The following is a 17,305-nucleotide window of genomic DNA, read 5'->3' on the forward strand; positions in this document are numbered from 1 at the left end:
CTACAGGCCGTGTGGTGGTTGTAGCAATCAGATATCCAGCACTTGCATTTCCCGCAGCACGTCGGCGATGGCCTGGACCGCGGCGCGCATCCCGGTCGGGTCGACATGGCCGATGCAGCCGACGCGGAAGGTTTCGACCTGGGTCAGCTTGCCGGGATAGAGGATGAAACCCTTGTCCTTGACCCGTTCGTAGAACTCCTTGAACTGGTAGCGCGGACCTTTCGGCGCGTGGAAGGTGACGATGATCGGCGCCTGGATCGCCGCCGGTAAAAAGCTGCGCAGGCCCAGTCGCGCCATGCCGTCGAGCAGCGCCTGGCAGTTGGCGGCATAACGCTGGTGGCGCGCTGGCAGGCCGCCTTCTTCGTGGTATTGCAGCAGCGCTTCATGCAGCGCCGCGACCACATGGGTCGGCGGCGTGAAGCGCCATTGCCCGGTCTTGACCATGTAGCCGTGCTGGTCGTGCAGGTCCATCGCCAGCGAGTGCGAGTTGCCGGCGGCCGCGGCCAGGGCTTCCTTGCGGGCGAAGACGAAGCCCATGCCGGGGACGCCTTCCAGGCATTTGCCGGACGCGGCGATCAGCGCGTCGAACGGCACGTGCCGGGCATCGATCGGCAGGGCGCCGAAGGAACTCATGGCGTCGATGATCAGGCGCTTGCCGTGACCGGCCACGACCTGGGCGATCTCCGGCAGCGGGTTGAGGATGCCGGTGCTGGTTTCGCAGTGGATCAGCGCCACATGGGTGATGGCGGCATCGGCTCGCAGCAGGCGATCGACGTCGGTGGCGCTGGTCGGCTGGTCCTCGGCGGTTTCGAAGGTGCTGAAGTCGCGGCCCAGCACTTCGCAGATCTTCGCCAGGCGCTTGCCGTAGGCGCCGTTGATCAACACCAGCACCTTGCCGCCCCGTGGCACCAGGGTGCCGATGGCGGCCTCCACGGCGAAGGTGCCGCTGCCTTGCAGGGGCACGCAGTGGTGGCTGGCGGCGCCGTTGACGATGGCCAGCAGCTGTTCGCAGAGGCTGGCGGTCAGCTGGTTGAAACGGTCATCCCAGGAACCCCAGTCCACCAGCATCGCCTGGCGGGTGCGGGCCGAGGTGGTCAGGGGGCCGGGGGTGAGCAGGATGGGCGCGGCAGTACTCAATTCGGGTGTCCTCGCAGAAGCGCTGTGGGATGCGCTTGGGATAAAAACTACGGGGCCTAAATTGCAGTTTGGCTCGTTATCAATCAAATTGTTTGTCGTTATGCCAGCCATAAGTGAGGCCGATAGATATGAACCTGTTCCAGCTGCGCGCATTCGATGCCGTGGCCCGTGAAGGCAGCTTCACCCGGGCCGCGGCGCGGCTGTTCATCAGCCAGCCGGCGGTCACCGGGCATATCAAGGCGCTGGAGGAGCACTACCAGATCACCCTGCTGCGCCGCACCGCGCGCCGGGTCGAACTGACGGAAGAGGGCACCCGGCTGGCGGCGATCACCCGCGCCATGTTCGGCCTGGCCGAAGAGGCCCAGGCCATGCTCGAAGCCAACCGGCAACTGCTCACCGGGCGCCTGGAAGTGGCGGCGGACGGCCCGCACCTGGTGATGCCGATGCTCGCCAGCCTGCGCGAGCGCTATCCGGGGATTACCGTCAACCTGCGCCTGGGCAATGCCCAGGAAACCCTGGCGGCGCTGCTTTCGGAGCACGCCGATGTGGCGGTGCTGACCGAGGTCGAGCCGCGCAAGGGCCTGCACCTGCAGAGCCTTGGCGAGTCGCGGATCTGCGCGCTGGTGCCGCAGGGCCATCCATGGCTGGCCGAACCCGAGGGCGTGAGGCTGGAGCGACTGGACCAGGTGATCATGGTCCTGCGCGAACCGGGCTCGATTACCCGCCGCACCTTCGACCAGGCCTGCGCCCAGGCCGGGATCAACCCCAGGGTGCTGCTGGAGCTGGACAGCCGCGAGGCGGTGACCGAGGCGGTGGCGGCGCAGCTGGGGGTGGGCGTGGTGTCGTCACTGGAACTGAGCCCCGACCCACGGGTGCGGGCGGTGCCGATCATCGGCGCGGGGCTGCTGAACCGGCACATGCTCGGCTGCCTGGAGCGGCGCCGGGAGTTGCGCCTGATCCAGGCGTTTCTGCAGCTGGCGCCGCCGAACTGACGCGCGGATTGCCCTGAACCTGTCGCCGCTGCCGCAGGCTGCGATCGATCTGGGCGGCATTCCGACAACGCGGGCGCACGATCTTGAGACCACAGAAGGCCTTCGGCCTTATCGCAGCCTGCGGCAGCGGCTACAGGGGCATCCTGCTTTCGCGACCACTATTCAGGAAAGGTCGCCACGGGATCCGATGCGGGACAGGTGGTCGCGGATCTGACTTTTTGGTCGATTGGTGCCTTCAGGCCGTATAAACTTGCCCATCGCGTCGGCCACATCCAACTCGACGCCACAGATCAAAGAGAGTGAGTAATGGGCGCACAGTGGAAGGTTAAACACAAAGAAGCAGCAGCCAACGCCAAGGGCAAGATCTTCGGCAAGCTGGTCAAAGAGATCACCATTGCTGCCCGCAACGGCGCTGACGTCGCCACCAACGCACACCTGCGTCTGGTGGTGGAGCAGGCGAAAAAGGCCTCGATGCCCCGCGAGACCCTGGAGCGTGCGATCAAGAAAGGTTCGGGCCAGCTCGGCGAGACCGTGCAGTACCACCGCGTGACCTACGAAGGTTTCGCGCCGCACCAGGTGCCGCTGATCGTCGAATGCGTGACGGACAACATCAACCGCACCGTGGCGGAAATCCGCGTGGCCTTTCGCAAGGGCCAACTGGGCGCTTCCGGTTCGGTGTCCTGGGACTTCAACCATGTCGGCATGATCGAAGCCGCGCCGGACAGCCCGGACGCCGATCCGGAACTGGCGGCCATCGAAGCCGGGGCCCAGGATTTCGAGCCTGGGGACGAGGGCGCGACCCTGTTCCTGACCGAGCCTGCCGACCTCGACGCGGTGCAGAAAGCCCTGCCCGAGCAAGGCTTCACCGTGCTCTCGGCCAAGCTCGGCTACCAGCCGAAGAACCCGGTCAGCGGCCTGTCCGACGAGCAGATGGCGGAAGTCGAAGCCTTCCTCGAAGGCTTGGACAACCATGACGACGTGCAGGATATGTTCGTCGGCCTGGCGGGGTGAGCCCAGCCCGGTGAATCGCGCTACCTGAGCGATTCTTGCGCCAGCCGGCAAGCTCCAGCAGGAGCGAGTTGGCTGGCGATGCTCTTCAAATCCCCCGCAACACGTCCCCGACTTCGGCAAATCCCGGCCGCGCCAGCACCTGCGGCTGACAGCAGTCGTTGACCAGCGCCGCCAGGCGTTCATGCTGCCGCGGGCTCAGGCCCGACTCGATCCTTGCCAGCAACTCCTCCAGCAGAATGCCGAAGGCCCGTACTTCGATGCGTTGCAGGGCCCGGGTTTCCTCGGTGTCGGCCAGCGCATGGAAGGACGCCGCGCCAAAATCCCCCAGCAGGCACTCGCCCTGTGGGTTCCACAGAATGTTATGGCCGTACAGGTCGCCGTGGGTGATGCCCTGGTGGTGCAGGTGCGCGCCGACCGAAGCGATGCCGCGGGCCATGCGCAAGGCCGCGTCGGCGTTGAAGCGGGTGCGCTCGTCGTAGATGTCCCGGGTGCAGGAGGCCAGGCTCGGCAAGGCCGCCAGGTTGCGGTAGCTCGGCTCGATCAACTGCATCACCAGGCCGTTCTGCCCTTCGGGATGATCGCTGATCCGGCCTTCGACCCGGATCAGGTTCGGGTGCCGGCCGGCGCTGATGCAGGCGTTCATTTCATGCAGCGGCGAGCCGTCGCTGGTCATGCTGCCCTTGTACAGCTTGACCGCCACCTCGCTTGGCGCTTGCCCGGGGGGCTGCCAGCGGGCCTGGTGAATCACCCCGGAGGCGCCTTCGCCCAGGCGCTGCTGCACTTCCAGCTCGGCCCAGGGAATGCGTGCCACCGATTCCAGCGCCGCGGCGTCGGCCTCGGATTCCAACGGGTTACCGGCATAGGCCAGCCAGGTCAGGCGCGGCAGGCCAAGCAGGAAGGCCGGCAGTGCGCTGAGCCGGTTGGCAGCGATGCGGATCAGCTCCAACTGCTGGCATTGGCCGAGGCTCTGGGGCAACCGGGTCAGGCGGTTGCCGGAGAGCATCAGCTTTTGCAGGTGCGGGCGCTGGCCCAGTTCGTCCGGCAGTTCCTCGATGCGGTTGTCGGTGAGGATCAGCCAGCGCAACAGCGGCGGCAGGGAGGCGGCGGGCACCCGTTCGATGCGGTTGGCCTTGAAGCCGACCATGCTCAGTTGCGCGCACTGGCCGACGCAGGCCGGCATCTCGGTGAAGAGGTTATCGGAGCAGAACAGCACCCGCAGGCGGGTCAGGCGGTGCAAGTCGTCCGGTAGGCTGCTCAGGGCATTGCCGCTGAGGTTGAGGACTTCCAGCGAGTCCGCCAGGTCGAAGATTTCCCGGGGGAATTCGCTCAGCCCGCAAGACAGGTCCAGACGCTTGAGCCCGGTCAATTGGCCGGCTCGCAGTTGGGCAAGGGTATCCATGAATAGGTTCGACACTCAGGCAGGAGGAGGGCGCGTGGCCCTGGAAATGGCCGCCATGATAGCGGCGTGGAGTGGTGGGTGGCGACCGCCGGTTCAGCCCGGCGGCGTATCCGCGCTGATTTCCTGCAGCTGGCCCAGGCGGCTGCGGGTGCGCGCCAGGTCGATGGCGTTACCGCCCAGGCTTTCGCGCAGGGAGCGTTCGCCGATCAGGGTCAGGTGTTTGTCCTGGTCGTACAGCACGTCGATCAGGTTGATAAAGCGTTGCTGCACGGCAATCGGGCATTCGCCCAGCTCGGGCAGCTCGTCGATGATCCAGTGGTCGAAACGCCGGCTCAGTTCCAGGTAGTCCATGACCGCGGTCGGCTGTTCGCACAGGTCACTGAAGGCAAAACCCACGCTGTGCCGTTCGCACAGCCGTACCTGGAGTTGGCGCGCGCCGACCATCAGCGCCGAGGTCGGGCTGTTGCGCCGCGGCAGGCCCAGGCTCAGGCGTTGCTGCTCGCTGCCGGGCCACAGGTAACGGCCCTGGGTGAACACCTGCTGCGAATGGCTGCGGGGCTGGCTGCGGTAGTCGTGGGGGCCGCCGACCTCCATCACCTGCATGCGGCTGCCGATCAGGTCGATCACTGGTTTGAAGCGTGCGTGGTAGAGCGGGTTGGGCAGCAAGCCCTGGGGTGCGTAGTTGGAGGTCACCAGCAGCAGGATGCCGCGCTGGAACAGGGCCTTGAACAGCCGCGTGATCAGCATCGCATCGCCGATGTCGTGGACGTGGAACTCGTCGAAGCATAATACGCGGCAGTGGCTGAGCAGTTCGTCGAGGGTGGCCTCGAGGGCATCGGGCTGTTCGCGGTGACGGAACATGCCCTGGTGCAGTTGGGCGAAGAAATCGTGGAAGTGCAGGCGCTGTTTTTCCGCCAGCGGGATGGCGTGGAAGAAACCGTCCAGCAGCCAGCTCTTGCCCCGTCCCACCGCGCCATAAAGGTACAGGCTGCGGCTGGCGTTCGGCTTGGCGTCTGGCTGGAGCAGGGCGTTGGCCTGCTGGGCCATGTAGTCGATCACCCGCTGCTGGCTGTGGCTGAGGGTGTAGCCCTGGTCGTGGGCCATGTGCCGGAAATACTCGTGAATCACTCGGCCGTGGCTGGTGCTGGCGGCCGGCCGGGCGAAAGCCTTGCCGAAGAACGCGCGCAGCCTGGGCCAGCGCGATGGGCGTAGCGAGCGGTTTGGCGGTAAAGCGGCCAATGGTGTCACCCCGATGGTTCCAGGCCAGCTCCCCCCCTGGAACCGGCGCGGTAATTTAACCAATCCCCGGCCCGGCATCCAGCGCTGTCTGCAGGCGCTGATTGGTTCTACGAAAAGTTCTGGTCGGTACAGTTTTTTGCCCGTGCCACTGTGTTCGCCCCTGGTGCATCGGGCGCCCAGGGGGCTGTTTTATTGGCGGGCGGCTTGCCCACGGCGCTGGCGATTTCCCCGGCGCTGACTAACCTGAGCTGTACCTACCGTTCCTCAAAAGGATTGAGGCGTTGAATGGCAAGCCGGTTTTTTGCAGTCATGAGCATGCTGCTCGCCGCGACAGCATCGGCGGTGGAACTCCAGGTGGAGGTCCGGGTCGACGTGCAGCGTGGTTGCCAGCTGGTGGGGCAGCAGCGCGACGCCGGCGTCGAGCAACTGGGCGTGCTGGATTTCGGCAGCAGCCCGCGTCTCGACAATCCCGCCGGCCCCCTCAGCGCGGCGTTGCTCGACACTCGCCTGCCCAGGCTCGAGTGCAACCCGGACACCCCTTATCAAGTGCGCGTCGATGGCGGGCAACACGGGGGCGTCGGCGAAGTGCGCTACCTGGCCGGCAGTGCCGAACACAGCAAGCCCATTCCCTATCGCCTGTACCAGGACGCGGCCCGGCGCATTCCGCTGCCGGTGAATGTGCCGGTGAGCGGCCGGGTGCCGGACTCGGGTTCGGTGGACCTGCCGTTGTACGGGCGGATCGAGCCGCTGGCCGAGATCCCGCGGGTCAGCCGTTATTCCGATCTGCTGAAAGTGACGGTCACCTGGTAGTGGCCGTGAAGGAGCCGTCCGGTGGATCCGGGCAGTACAGGGAGGTCGCTCGCCATGAGCGGTCAAGGGAGAGTCCTGATGGATCTGAGATGGATGCGGTATGACAAGTAGACGCTGGGCGCTGGCGGCCCTGGGTTCCCTGCTACTGCTGGCCGACCATGCGCAAGCGGCGATCAGCGGGCAGATACACGCGCGGCTGACCATCATCGCCGGCTGTGAAGTGACCAATGGCGCGACCCGCACGCCCGAGAATCCGGTCGACGACTTAGGCCTGCTGGATTTCGGCCAGCATGGCCCGACCTGGAGTGCTCCCCTGAGAGCCAATGTCAGCGGTAGCGGCAGCGGGCACCTGGAGGTGGCCTGCAACCCTTCGGTGACCGGTTTCACCGTGACCATCGACGGCGGCCGCAATGGCGACGGCAGCACCCGGCGCCTGAGCAATGGTCGCCAGACCATTGCCTATCGGCTGTTCCTCGATGCCTCCGGCAGCGACAGCTACAGCATCGGTCAGCAACGCAATTTCGCCGTTACCAGTGGGGCCCAGGTACCGATCCCGGTGTTTGGCTCGGTGGTCGCGAATAGCCATGCGCTGCCGGCAGGGGTCTACACCGACACCCTGACGGTGACGCTGGATTGGTAAACCCAAAGAGGACGAATGTCATGCACATGCTTGTATCCCGGATCGCCTTGTCGCTGCTTGGACTGGCCATGTTTTCCGTGGCCCAGGCCGCGACGGTCACCGGCCAGATCACGTCCAGCCTGATTCTCACCAGCAGTTGCCAGGTCAATGGCGCGGGCGGCAGCAGCGGCCTGAACTTCGGCGCCCTGAACTTCGGCACCACCGACAGCCTGTTCACCCAGGCCACGGCCCAGGTGCTCGGTGGCGGCGGCGGGGCCTTGTCGATCCTCTGTTCCAGCGGCACCAGCCCGGTGGTGAAGGTCCGTGCGGGTGCCCACGACGGCCAGTCCGCCGGCGGCACCCGGGCCCTGGCCGATGGCAGCGGCAACTTCGTGCCTTACGACTTGTACACCGACTCCGGGCATTCGCAGCTCCTGGCCATCGACGATGTCATCAACCTGGCCACCAGCACCGGCGTGGCGCAGACCGTCAATATCTACGGCAAGGCGCTCGGCAAGGCTGGCCTGCCGGCGGGCACCTACACCGACACCGTCGCCGTCGAACTGACCTTCTGACGCCATGGCCCGTCACGCGTGCGCGGCGCTGGTGCTGCTCGGTGCCAGCAGCCTGCCGCTGCCCCTGGCGGCGGTGACCAGCCAGAGCTTCCAGGTCAGCGCCACGGTGGTCGCCGGGTGCCTGGTGGTGGGTGGCGTGAGCAATTACGGCAACCTGAACTTCGGCAGCCAGTCGGCGTTGTCCACCAGCACGCTGCAGGTCGCCCTGGCGAACAGCGTGCAACTGCAATGCACGCCGGGGGTGACCCTGAACATGAGTGTCGACGGCGGCCAGTACAACAGCAGCGGACGGCACATGCAGCTCGATGGCGGCAGTGCGCGGGTGGCTTATCAGCTGTTTCGCGACGCGGCGTTCAGCCAGAGCCTGGGCATCGGCCAGAGCGTGGCGGTGGCCTACAGCGACGCGAACAACATCAGCCTGCCGATCTACGGCCAGGTGCAATTACCGGGCAACCAGCCTGGGGGGACGTACAGCGATGTGCTGCAGGTGCAGTTGTCGTGGTGATGGGGCAAGACCATAAGGAGTAGCGGTATGTATTCGACTTCCCGGCGGTTGCAGGTCGTTGGTTGTGCCGTGCTGGCCATGGCGTTGCTGGGGGCGACCCAGGCCAGGGCCGCCAGCTCGGTGCTGATCTGGCCGATCGACCCGGTACTGGAGGCCGATCAACAGGCCAGCGCCTTGTGGCTGGAAAACCGCGGCACGGAAACCGCTAACCTGCAGATCCGGGTCTTTGCCTGGAGCCAGAGCGGCTTCGAGGACCAGTACCAGAACCAGCGGGAGGTGATCGGCAGCCCGCCGGTGGCGAAGATCGCGCCGGGGCAGAGGCAACTGGTCCGCCTGACCCGGACCCGCGAAGTCCCGCCCGGCCAGGAGCTGGCCTACCGGATCATCATCGATGAAATCCCCTTGGCGCAGCCGCCGATTGCCGAAGGCGAGGGCAAGACGGCGGCGGCCATCCGTTTCCAGATGCGTTATTCGGTGCCGCTGTTCGCCTACGGTGCCGGGCTCTGGAGCAAGGAAGACAGCACTCGCCAGCGTGATCCGAAAAGCGCCGGCGTGCCCGAGCTGAGCTGGCGCAAGGTGGCGGTGGATGGCCGCAATTACGTCGAGGTCCGCAACCAGGGCGCGGTGCATGCGCGCCTGACCGACGTGGCGCTCAAGCAGGCGGGGCAGACCCGGCCGCTGGTGGAAGGGCTGCTGGGCTACGTGCTGCCGGGGGCGATCATGCGTTGGCCGGTGCCCGCCGCGCCAACCGCGGACGCGGCGTTGCAGGTGCGGGTCAATGGCGCGCCGCAGGTGCAGAACGTTGCGCCGGCCCGCTGAGGCCATCTACCGCTGCGGGCAGACAAGGGTGCGGGGCTGTCCGGCGATCGGCGATTCAGGCTGACCGGTAGCGGCAGTCGCTGCTGGCCATGGAAGAAAGGTGTCCATCGATGGGCGTAACGCTTCAATGAACCTCGGCGCGGCTCGTCGTTTCTGGCGCCCGGGGTGGGCGGTGAGCGGGCTGTGTTGCTGGGTGTTCGCCTCCGGCAGCCTGGGTGGCGAACTGCCGCCGCCGCCCAGCGGCATGGAAGCGATCAGCGATGCCCAGCTGTTTCTGGAACTGGTGGTCAATCAGATGAATACCGGGCGAGTGATCGCCGTCGAGCAACGTGCCGGCCGCCTGTTCGTGCCGGCCCAGGCCCTGCGGGAAAGCGGGATGAAATTGCCCGAAGGGCTCGACGCCCAGGTTGCCCTCGACAGCCTGCAAGGGTTGCACAGCGACTACGACAGCCAGGGCCAGCGGCTGTTGCTGGAGGTGCCGCCGGACTGGCTGCCGGAGCAATTGATCGGCAGCCGCCAGGCCTATCCACGAACCCCGGCGCTGAGCAGTTTCGGCGCCTTGCTCAATTACGATCTGTACCTCAACGACACCGACGATGCCGGCACCTACCTGGCGGCCTGGAACGAGGTGCGGCTGTTCGACGGCTGGGGCACCCTGTCCAACACCGGCCAGTACCGGCGGACCTTTTCCGGCCTGGGCGAGGGCACGCTGAACAACGGCTACCGGCGCTATGACACCACCTGGCGTTACTCCGATGACGAGCGTTTGCTGACCTACGAGGCCGGCGACCTGGTCAGCGGCGCCTTGCCCTGGAGCAACTCGGTGCGCCTGGGCGGCGTGCAACTGTCGCGCGATTTTGCCGTGCGCCCGGACCTGGTGACCTACCCCTTGCCGCAGTTCGCCGGGGAGGCGGCGGTGCCGTCCTCGGTGGACCTGTTTATCAACGGCTACAAGTCCAGCAGCGCCGACCTGCAACCGGGGCCCTACACCCTGACCAATATCCCGTTCATCAACGGTGCCGGCGAAGCCGTGGTGGTGACCACCGATGCCCTGGGGCGGCAGGTGTCCACCACCGTGCCGTTCTATGTCACCAGCAGCCTGCTGCAAAAAGGCCTGAGCGATTTCTCGGTGGCCGCCGGGACCCTGCGCCGCGACTATACGCTGCGGGATTTCAGCTACGGCCCCGGCGTCACTTCCGGCAGCCTGCGCTACGGCCTGAGCGACAACCTGACCCTGGAAGGCCACGCCGAGGCGGCGCAGTCCCTGACCCTCGGCGGTTTCGGCGGCAACCTGCGCCTGGGCAACTTCGGCGTGCTCAACAGCGCCATCAGCCAGAGCCGCTTCGACGGCCAGGGCGGGCAGCAGGTCAGTCTCGGTTATCAGTACAGCAGCCAGCGCTACAGCCTGTCCTACCAGCGCATGCAGCGCCGCGACGGCTATGCCGACCTGACGGTGGTGGACAGCCCCTACGCCAGCCTCAGCCAGCGCAGTGAGCAACTGACCCTGAGCCTCAACCTCGAGCGCTACGGCAGCCTCGGTGTCGGTTATTTCGATGTGCGCGCCACGGACGACTCGCGCACCCGTCTGCTCAACCTGACCTGGAGCAAGCCGCTGTGGCGCAGCAGCAGTTTCTACCTGTCGGCCAACCGCGAGATCGGCGACAGCAACTGGGCGGTCCAGGCCCAACTGGTGATTCCGTTCGACCTCCACGGCAGCCTGAGCCTGAGCAGCGAGCGCAGCAAGGACGGGCAGGACCGGCAGCGGGTCAACTACAGCCGGGCGGTGCCCAGCGAAGGGGGCGTCGGCTTCAATCTCGGTTATGCCCAGGGCGACGCGCCGGCCTACCGCCAGGCCGACCTGACCTGGCGTTTGCAATCGGTGCAATTGCAGGCCGGGGTCTATGGTTCCAGCGAGGCCGAAACCCACTGGGCCGATGCCAGCGGTTCGCTGGTGTGGATGGACCGCCAGGTGTTCGCCGCCAACCGCATCGACGACGCTTTCGTGGTGGTCAGCACCGACGGCTACCGGGATATTCCGGTGCGCTATGAAAACCAGCTGGTGGGACGCACCGATAAGAACGGCCATCTGCTGGTGCCCTGGAGCAGCGCCTATTACCGCGGCAAATACGAGATCGACCCGTTGAACCTGCCGGCCAACGTGCAGAGCCCGCTGGTCGAACAGCGGGTCGCGGTGCGTCGCGGTAGTGGCTATCTGGTGGCGTTCCCCTTGACCCGCATCGTCGCCGCCAGCGTGGTCCTGGTGGACGCCCGGCACCAGGAGCTGCCCCTGGGCAGCCTGGTGACCCACGAGCAGAGCGGCGCCCAGGCAGTGGTGGGCTGGGATGGCCTGGTGTACCTGGAAAACCTGGCGCCGAACAACAGCCTGCGGGTCAGCCTGGCCGACGGCAGCAGTTGCCAGGTGAGCTTTACCCTGGAGCCGGAGCAGGAACAGGTGCCGTTGATCGGGCCTTTGGTGTGTCAGTGAGGATTCATGAACGGAATCGGGAGGCGGTGAGCATGGACAGGTTGCGTCGCTATTGGGGCCAGGGGCTGTTGCTGATGGCGCTGCTGTCGCCGGGGGCGGCCCAGGCCCTGTGTTCGGTGGTCAGTACCTCGCCGGCGAGTTTCGGCACCCTCAGCTCGATCCTGGTGCGCACCACCTCGCAGTCCGCTTCCAGCACCAACGCCGGCCTGGCCTGTACCGGCTCGCTGGCGACCCTGATGGCCAGCAACGACCATTTCTACGCCACCATCACCTCCTCGCAGAGCGGGCTGCTGGGCCCCACCGGCGATGTCATCGGCTATACGATCTACGGTGACAACAGCACCAACTACCCCATCAACCGCGGCGTGCAGTTCGACTTCGCGCGCAACTCCATTGTCGATGCCCTGGGGCTGCTGGGCAGCCCGACCGTGGCCAAGGCCATTCCGGTCTACCTGGGTAGCATCACCGGCAGCAACGTCGCCGCCGGCATCTACACCGAGACTTTGAGCATCGCCTGGAGTTGGAACTATTGCGCGGGGATCGGTGCCCTGGGCGTCTGCCTGGGGCGCGATATCGGCAGCGGCGTCGCCAGCCTGACGGTCAACCTGACGGTGGCCAACGATTGCGTGATCACCGCGCCCAATATCAGTTTCGGCAGCGCGCCGGTGATCAGCGCCTTCGCCACCGTCAGCGGGCAGACCATCAACCTCGCCTGTACCAAGGGCAGTGCCTACACCGTGGGCCTGGACGATGGCCAGCATGCCGTCAGCGTCGGCGGGCGGCGGCGGATGATCTCGGGGAGCAACTACCTGGCCTACGACATCTTCAAGAGTGCCGGCACCACCCGCTGGGGCAGCGTGGGCGCGGCGCGGCGGGCCAGTTCCGATGCCGAGGTGAATCCGGGCAACGGCCTGGGCACCGGCAGCCAGGTGTTCAACTACAACGCCCGGATCTACACCGACCAGGCCACGCCGCCGGCGGGGACCTATATCGACAATGTGGTGCTGGATGTGGGGTTCTAGGCGGGGAGAGCGGTTGCTGGCACTGGGTGCCGGTACGAGCGATGGGGGCGGAGGACTACCGTCCATATCGTGCCGGTCTCAGGCTCGCGGCGACCTGGATATCCTGCGGCCGCTGCGCTGCCGATCGCAGGCTGCGCCAGCGGCTACAGGAGTGGGGAGCGGCTCTCGGGAGAGATGTAGCCGCTGCCGCAGGCTGCGATAGGTCCGAAGGACCTTTGGCGGTTTCAAGGCTGGCCCACGGGGTGCGGGCGCTGTGGCTCAAAATTTCTGGGTGTCCTGCAGCCGCTGCGCCACCGCCGAACCACTGGGGCTGACCATGGCGTAGTTGTAGCCGCTGTCGGACCAGTAGTCGGCCTGCAGTTCGCCATCGCTGCGGCTGCCCCGGGGCAGCAGGTAGTTCTTTGGTCCCGGTGGGCGGATATAGAAACTGATCCTGTGCCCGCCCTGGTCCTCGTACAGCACTATCGCCGCCGGCCCTTGATCGGTGCTCAGCAGGCGCCCGCTGACCGCCTGGAAGCCGGACTCGCGCAGATCCGGCAGGCGCTCGGCCTGGGTGAAGTAGCGGTCGAGCCAGGCCTGCATGGCGCCGTTGTCCTGGACCTTGAGGTCGGCCGGGAGGACGCCTTGCTGGGCAAACAGGCGGTAGGCCTGCAGGGCATCGGTCATTGGCAGCGGGGCGCTGGCCAGGGTCATTTCCCGCGCCTGCCAGCCACTCAGGCCGCCGATGCCGAGGGCGATCAACAGCAGCGCGGCGCTGGCCAGGTGGCGGCGCGACTGGCGCTTGAGGCGTTGGCGAATCAGCGCCGGGTCGAGCTCGGGGTTGGCCGGTTGTTGCAGGGCGCCGCCGAGGGCTGCGCGCAGCTGCTGGGCGTCCTGTTGCCAGGCCTGGACCTGGGCGGCGAGCTGCGGGTGGCTGCTCAGGTAGGTTTCCAGCAGGCGTCGGTCGCTCTCGTTGAGCCGATGATCGACGTAGGCGTGCAGGTCGCGTTCGCTGGGGGGCAGGCTGATCATTTGAGTATCCGCAAAGAAGGGCTGCTGATTTCGCCGTCGCTGAGCTGGCGCAGGGCCTGGCGCGCCCGGGACAGGCGAGACATCACGGTGCCGGTGGGTACGTCGAGGATGGTGGCGACTTCCTTGTAGCTCAGGCCTTCCACCGAGACCCAGAGCAGCAGCGCGCGCTGTTCGGCGGGCAGGCGGTCGAAGGCTTCCAGGGTCGATTGCGCGACCACGCTGCGCTCCACCGAAGGCTGGGCGTCGTCACGCCCGGTGAAGAATTCCAGCATGCGTGCATAACGCCGGGAGCGGCGGTGCGCGTCGAGAAACTGCCGGTAGAGAATGGCGAACAGCCAGGCCCGCAGATCGCCCTCGGGGCGTTTTTCGCCCCAGCTCGACAGCGCCCGTTCCAGGCTCGCCTGCACCAGGTCGTCGGCGCTGCTGGGCTGGCGGCTCAGGGACAGGGCGAAGCGCCGCAACCGGGGGATGATTTCACGCAGCTGTTCGTCGATATCGTTCATGGGGTCCTGCAGGTTGTTGGCCAGTCGCTACGCTTGCAACAGCGTGCTTGCAACAGCCAGACGCCTGGTCGTGCAGGTTATTCCCGTGCCGGAAAAATAAATAGCGGGCCAGGGAATAACCGCTGCCGGGGCTCGTCTGACCTGTCCTTTCCACCTGTGGCCGCGGCCCTGGAGATATTCATGGTAGATCGTCCATCACCCCCTGATCGTCCGCCCTTGAGCGCGGCCAGCCTGAGCCTGCGTCTGGGCGGGATCGCCCTGGTGGTCGTGGCCCTGGCCGGCGCCATGGCTTATGTAAACGGCACTTTCGATCCGCAGCGCCTGACCCCCAAGGCCCTGGTGGATGTGCTGGAGAAAAACAACGGCGTACATCCGGGCTTTCGCCGCAACCATGCCAAGGGCGTGTGCGTGGCCGGTTATTTCGAGAGCAGTGGCGAGGCCCGCAGCTATTCCAGCGCCCAGGTGTTCAACGAAGCGCGGACCCCGGTGGTCGGGCGTTTCGCCTTGCCCCCCGGCAATCCCTATGCGCCTGACAGCAGCGTGCCGATCCGCAGCCTGGCACTGCGTTTTACCCAGGCCAACGGCCAGCAGTGGCGCACCGGGATGAACAGCATGCCGGTGTTCCCGGTGGGCACCCCCGAGGCGTTTTACCAGTTGCAGCAAGCCAGTGCGCCAGACCCGGCGACCGGCAAGCCGAACCCGGCCAGCGTGCCGGCGTTTTTCGCCGCCCACCCCGAAGCCATGCCGTTCCTGCAATGGATCAAAAGCGCCAAGCCTTCGGCCAGCTATGCCACCGAAACCTACAACGGCATCAACGCGTTTTACCTGGTGAGCGCCAGCGGGCAACGCCAGGCCGTGCGCTGGGGCGTGGTGCCGCTGACCCAGGACGCACCCGGCGCGGTGGTGCCGCAAGGCAACGACTTCCTGGAAAAAGACCTGGTGCAGCGCCTGGCCGCGGGGCCGTTGCGCTGGCGCTTGAACATCACCCTGGCCAACCCGGGCGACCCGACCGACGACGCCAGCAAGGCCTGGCCCAGCGAGCGCAAGGTGCTGAATGCCGGGACCCTGGTGCTGGAGCGCAGCCAACCGCAGAACGATGGCGAATGCCGCGACATCAACTACGACCCGCTGGTACTGCCGAGCGGCATCGCCGCCTCCGACGACCCGCTGCTGGCGGCCCGTTCGGCGGCCTATGCCAGTTCTTATCTGCGCCGTACCAGTGAAGTCGACCCATTGCCCCGCGCTGCCCAGGAGTCCCGCCCATGAGTGCCCAACCGAACCACTTCGCGCCATTGGCGCGCCTGCTGCACTGGCTGATGGCGCTGATGATCATTGCCATGCTGTTTATCGGCGCCGGCATGGTGGCCTCGGTGTCCGAGCGTCACCAATGGCTGATCCACCTGCACAAGCCGCTGGGCATTGCCATTCTGCTGCTGGTGATCGTGCGTTTGGTCGTGCGCTTTTCCACCCGGCAACCGCCCTTGCCGGCGGACCTGCCGGGCTGGCAGGCGTTGGCGGCCAAGGCCTCCCATGTGCTGCTGTACGCGCTGATGCTGGTCCTGCCGCTGCTGGGCTGGGCGATGATTTCGGCGGCGGGCGACCCGGTGATGCTCGGTAGTTCGCTGCAGTTGCCGGCGATCCTGCCGGCCAATGCCCAGCTGTTCGCTTTTTTGCGCAAGGCTCACGGCTTTCTCGCCTACCTGCTGTTTTTGACGGTGCTGCTGCATCTGGCGGCGGCGCTGTTCCATGGCTGGGTGCGCCGCGACGGGGTGCTGGAGAGCATGCTGCGCGGCAAGGAATGAGGTAACGGAGTCATCGAGGTTTATCGCGAGCGAGCTCGCTCCTACAGGGGGCGCAGCCCTTGCTCGCGCATTCAACCGGCACACACCAAGGCTTTGCGCGGGTTCAGGCTCCATAGCCAGTACAGCAGCGCCACGCCATTGATCGCGGCGCCCAGCAGGCACACCCCGCTCCAGCCCGCCCAGGCGTACATGGCCGTGGCGCCGATCGAGCCGCTGGCGCTGCCGATCGAATAGAACAGCATGTAGCCCGCGGCCAGGCGGCTCTGGGCCTCGGGGCGGGTGCTGTAGATCAGGCTCTGGCTGGTGACATGCACCGCCTGCAAGCCCAGGTCGAAAACGATCACCCCCAGCAGCAGGGCCCAGAGTGACGACTGGGTATAGGCGATGGGGAACCAGGAGGCCAGCATCAGGCTCAGTGCCAGGCCGCTGGTCCACTGGCCCAGGCCACGGTCGGCCAGGCGTCCGGCGCGCGAGGCGCCCAGGGCCCCGGCCGCCCCGGCGAGGCCGAACAGACCGATCTCGGTGTGCGACAGCGACAGCGGCGGGGCGCTCAGGGGCAGCACCAGCGGGGTCCACAATACGGTGCCAGCGCCGAAGATCAGCATCGCCAGCACCGCCCGGTCGCGCAGGATCTTTTCTTCGCGAAACAGGCCGAACAGCGAGCGGATCAGCTGGCCGTAGCTGTGCATTGCCGCCGGTTGCTCGACCTTGGGCAGTACCCGCCACAACAGCAGCGCCATCAGCAGGGTCAGCCCGGCCGACAGCAGGTACACCGAACGCCAGCCGGCCAGGTCGGCCATGGTGCCTGATACCGTGCGCGCCAGCAGGATCCCGAGCACGATGCCGCTGGTCACGCTGCCCACCACCCGGCCACGTTCGCCCGGCGCGGCCAGGTTGGCGGCATAGGCCACCAGCACCTGGGTCACCACCGCGAGCAGCCCGGTGAGGGCCATGCCCAGCAACAGCCAGGTGCTGTCCGCGGCCAATGCCACCATCAACAGGGCCGCGACCGACAAGCTCGTCTGGCCGACGATCAGGCGCCGGCGGTTCAGCAGGTCGCCCAGCGGCACCAGGAACAGCAGGCCGAGACCATAGCCGACCTGGGTCAGGGTGATGACCAGGCCGATGGTCGCTCGCGGCATGTCCAGGCTGTGGGCCATGGCATCGAGCAGGGGTTGGGCGTAATAGACATTGCCCACCGCCAGCCCGCAGGCAATGGCAAAGAGCAGCACCACCGACGCCGGAATGGTGGCGGATGGCAGAGGGGCGATGGTGGCGGTCATGCTCGGCTCCGTGAGTTCTGGTTGCGTTATGAAACCAGTTGTACGGTAGAGATGCTGGTTTTATATTGCAACCACTTTCCTGTCGCGAGTCTG

General features: G+C 66.5%; 17 protein-coding genes. 11 read left to right on the forward strand and 6 right to left on the reverse strand.

What is annotated here, in order from left to right; translation table 11 throughout:
- Positions 1 to 27 precede the first annotated feature (27 nt).
- Complete coding sequence (locus tag CRO75_RS18650) at positions 28 to 1,137, reverse strand: 2-aminoethylphosphonate--pyruvate transaminase (protein ID WP_097137419.1); 1,110 nt, start codon at positions 1,135 to 1,137, stop codon at positions 28 to 30.
- 128 nt (positions 1,138 to 1,265) lie between these two features.
- Here CRO75_RS18650 and CRO75_RS18655 point away from each other — a divergent pair, with 128 nt between their 5' ends.
- Both CRO75_RS18655 and CRO75_RS18660 read left to right on the forward strand, forming a co-directional pair.
- Entirely contained in the window at positions 1,266 to 2,129 is an 864-nt protein-coding gene (locus tag CRO75_RS18655) for a LysR substrate-binding domain-containing protein (protein ID WP_097137422.1), read from the forward strand.
- A gap of 306 nt (positions 2,130 to 2,435) precedes the next feature.
- The gene (locus CRO75_RS18660; protein WP_007927175.1) at positions 2,436 to 3,140 is read left to right on the forward strand and encodes a YebC/PmpR family DNA-binding transcriptional regulator; all 705 of its coding nucleotides are present in this window, start codon (positions 2,436 to 2,438) and stop codon (positions 3,138 to 3,140) included.
- A gap of 85 nt (positions 3,141 to 3,225) precedes the next feature.
- Here CRO75_RS18660 and CRO75_RS18665 read toward each other — a convergent pair whose 3' ends face one another.
- Both CRO75_RS18665 and zapE read right to left on the reverse strand, forming a co-directional pair.
- A complete protein-coding gene (locus CRO75_RS18665; protein ID WP_097137424.1) occupies positions 3,226 to 4,539 on the reverse strand; it encodes a leucine-rich repeat-containing protein kinase family protein in 1,314 nt (437 codons plus the stop codon).
- A 93-nt stretch (positions 4,540 to 4,632) separates the two neighbouring features.
- The gene (gene zapE / locus CRO75_RS18670; RefSeq protein WP_097137426.1) at positions 4,633 to 5,778 is read right to left on the reverse strand and encodes a cell division protein ZapE; all 1,146 of its coding nucleotides are present in this window, start codon (positions 5,776 to 5,778) and stop codon (positions 4,633 to 4,635) included.
- A gap of 285 nt (positions 5,779 to 6,063) precedes the next feature.
- Here zapE and CRO75_RS18675 point away from each other — a divergent pair, with 285 nt between their 5' ends.
- The 7 genes from CRO75_RS18675 to CRO75_RS18705 all read left to right on the forward strand — a co-directional run bounded on the left by CRO75_RS18675 (position 6,064) and on the right by CRO75_RS18705 (position 12,613).
- Positions 6,064 to 6,588: a spore coat U domain-containing protein gene (locus CRO75_RS18675; RefSeq protein WP_097137428.1), complete on the forward strand. Its 525-nt coding sequence runs from the start codon at positions 6,064 to 6,066 to the stop codon at positions 6,586 to 6,588.
- Positions 6,589 to 6,688: 100 nt separating this feature from the next.
- Positions 6,689 to 7,228 (forward strand): spore coat U domain-containing protein, encoded by a 540-nt coding sequence (locus tag CRO75_RS18680; protein WP_097137430.1) that lies wholly within the window; start codon positions 6,689 to 6,691, stop codon positions 7,226 to 7,228.
- Between the two features lie 20 nt (positions 7,229 to 7,248).
- Positions 7,249 to 7,782 carry a spore coat U domain-containing protein gene (locus tag CRO75_RS18685; RefSeq protein ID WP_087091651.1) on the forward strand — a complete coding sequence of 178 codons (534 nt, stop codon included), beginning with the start codon at positions 7,249 to 7,251 and terminating at the stop codon, positions 7,780 to 7,782.
- A gap of 4 nt (positions 7,783 to 7,786) precedes the next feature.
- Complete coding sequence (locus tag CRO75_RS18690) at positions 7,787 to 8,287, forward strand: spore coat U domain-containing protein (protein WP_097137432.1); 501 nt, start codon at positions 7,787 to 7,789, stop codon at positions 8,285 to 8,287.
- A 27-nt stretch (positions 8,288 to 8,314) separates the two neighbouring features.
- On the forward strand, positions 8,315 to 9,106 hold the full coding sequence (locus tag CRO75_RS18695; protein ID WP_097137434.1) for a molecular chaperone: 792 nt from the start codon (positions 8,315 to 8,317) through the stop codon (positions 9,104 to 9,106).
- Between the two features lie 127 nt (positions 9,107 to 9,233).
- The gene (locus CRO75_RS18700) at positions 9,234 to 11,591 is read left to right on the forward strand and encodes a fimbria/pilus outer membrane usher protein (protein ID WP_097137436.1); all 2,358 of its coding nucleotides are present in this window, start codon (positions 9,234 to 9,236) and stop codon (positions 11,589 to 11,591) included.
- Positions 11,592 to 11,623: 32 nt separating this feature from the next.
- Positions 11,624 to 12,613, forward strand: coding sequence for a spore coat U domain-containing protein (locus CRO75_RS18705; protein WP_097137438.1), 990 nt, complete (start codon positions 11,624 to 11,626; stop codon positions 12,611 to 12,613).
- A 258-nt stretch (positions 12,614 to 12,871) separates the two neighbouring features.
- Here the strand turns inward: CRO75_RS18705 and CRO75_RS18710 are convergent, their stop codons facing one another.
- Both CRO75_RS18710 and CRO75_RS18715 read right to left on the reverse strand, forming a co-directional pair.
- Positions 12,872 to 13,624 (reverse strand): anti-sigma factor, encoded by a 753-nt coding sequence (locus tag CRO75_RS18710; protein ID WP_097137440.1) that lies wholly within the window; start codon positions 13,622 to 13,624, stop codon positions 12,872 to 12,874.
- The gene (locus CRO75_RS18715) at positions 13,621 to 14,127 is read right to left on the reverse strand and encodes a sigma-70 family RNA polymerase sigma factor (RefSeq protein WP_009044629.1); all 507 of its coding nucleotides are present in this window, start codon (positions 14,125 to 14,127) and stop codon (positions 13,621 to 13,623) included. The genes CRO75_RS18710 and CRO75_RS18715 overlap by 4 nt, the downstream gene beginning before the upstream one ends.
- Before the next feature lie 180 nt (positions 14,128 to 14,307).
- Between CRO75_RS18715 and CRO75_RS18720 the strand changes: the two genes are divergently transcribed.
- Positions 14,308 to 15,393, forward strand: a complete 1,086-nt coding sequence (locus CRO75_RS18720) for a catalase family peroxidase (RefSeq protein WP_097137442.1) — start codon at positions 14,308 to 14,310, stop codon at positions 15,391 to 15,393.
- Positions 15,390 to 15,929, forward strand: coding sequence for a cytochrome b (locus tag CRO75_RS18725; RefSeq protein ID WP_009044627.1), 540 nt, complete (start codon positions 15,390 to 15,392; stop codon positions 15,927 to 15,929). Before CRO75_RS18720 ends, CRO75_RS18725 begins: the two co-directional genes overlap by 4 nt.
- Before the next feature lie 71 nt (positions 15,930 to 16,000).
- Here CRO75_RS18725 and CRO75_RS18730 read toward each other — a convergent pair whose 3' ends face one another.
- The gene (locus CRO75_RS18730; protein ID WP_097137445.1) at positions 16,001 to 17,212 is read right to left on the reverse strand and encodes an MFS transporter; all 1,212 of its coding nucleotides are present in this window, start codon (positions 17,210 to 17,212) and stop codon (positions 16,001 to 16,003) included.
- Between the last annotated feature and the right edge of the window lie 93 nt (positions 17,213 to 17,305).

Source organism: Pseudomonas sp. LAMO17WK12:I10 (assembly GCF_900215185.1).
Taxonomy (GTDB): domain Bacteria; phylum Pseudomonadota; class Gammaproteobacteria; order Pseudomonadales; family Pseudomonadaceae; genus Aquipseudomonas; species Aquipseudomonas chlororaphis.

Coding starts and splice junctions, on each gene's coding strand:
- CRO75_RS18655 (WP_097137422.1), top strand. CDS start 1,266: ATGAACCTGTTCCAGCTGCGCGCATTCGATGCCGTGGCCCGTGAAGGC.
- CRO75_RS18660 (WP_007927175.1), top strand. CDS start 2,436: ATGGGCGCACAGTGGAAGGTTAAACACAAAGAAGCAGCAGCCAACGCC.
- CRO75_RS18665 (WP_097137424.1), bottom strand. CDS start 4,539: ATGGATACCCTTGCCCAACTGCGAGCCGGCCAATTGACCGGGCTCAAG.
- CRO75_RS18675 (WP_097137428.1), top strand. CDS start 6,064: ATGGCAAGCCGGTTTTTTGCAGTCATGAGCATGCTGCTCGCCGCGACA.
- CRO75_RS18680 (WP_097137430.1), top strand. CDS start 6,689: ATGACAAGTAGACGCTGGGCGCTGGCGGCCCTGGGTTCCCTGCTACTG.
- CRO75_RS18685 (WP_087091651.1), top strand. CDS start 7,249: ATGCACATGCTTGTATCCCGGATCGCCTTGTCGCTGCTTGGACTGGCC.
- CRO75_RS18690 (WP_097137432.1), top strand. CDS start 7,787: ATGGCCCGTCACGCGTGCGCGGCGCTGGTGCTGCTCGGTGCCAGCAGC.
- CRO75_RS18695 (WP_097137434.1), top strand. CDS start 8,315: ATGTATTCGACTTCCCGGCGGTTGCAGGTCGTTGGTTGTGCCGTGCTG.
- CRO75_RS18700 (WP_097137436.1), top strand. CDS start 9,234: ATGAACCTCGGCGCGGCTCGTCGTTTCTGGCGCCCGGGGTGGGCGGTG.
- CRO75_RS18705 (WP_097137438.1), top strand. CDS start 11,624: ATGGACAGGTTGCGTCGCTATTGGGGCCAGGGGCTGTTGCTGATGGCG.
- CRO75_RS18710 (WP_097137440.1), bottom strand. CDS start 13,624: ATGATCAGCCTGCCCCCCAGCGAACGCGACCTGCACGCCTACGTCGAT.
- CRO75_RS18715 (WP_009044629.1), bottom strand. CDS start 14,127: ATGAACGATATCGACGAACAGCTGCGTGAAATCATCCCCCGGTTGCGG.
- CRO75_RS18720 (WP_097137442.1), top strand. CDS start 14,308: ATGGTAGATCGTCCATCACCCCCTGATCGTCCGCCCTTGAGCGCGGCC.
- CRO75_RS18725 (WP_009044627.1), top strand. CDS start 15,390: ATGAGTGCCCAACCGAACCACTTCGCGCCATTGGCGCGCCTGCTGCAC.
- CRO75_RS18730 (WP_097137445.1), bottom strand. CDS start 17,212: ATGACCGCCACCATCGCCCCTCTGCCATCCGCCACCATTCCGGCGTCG.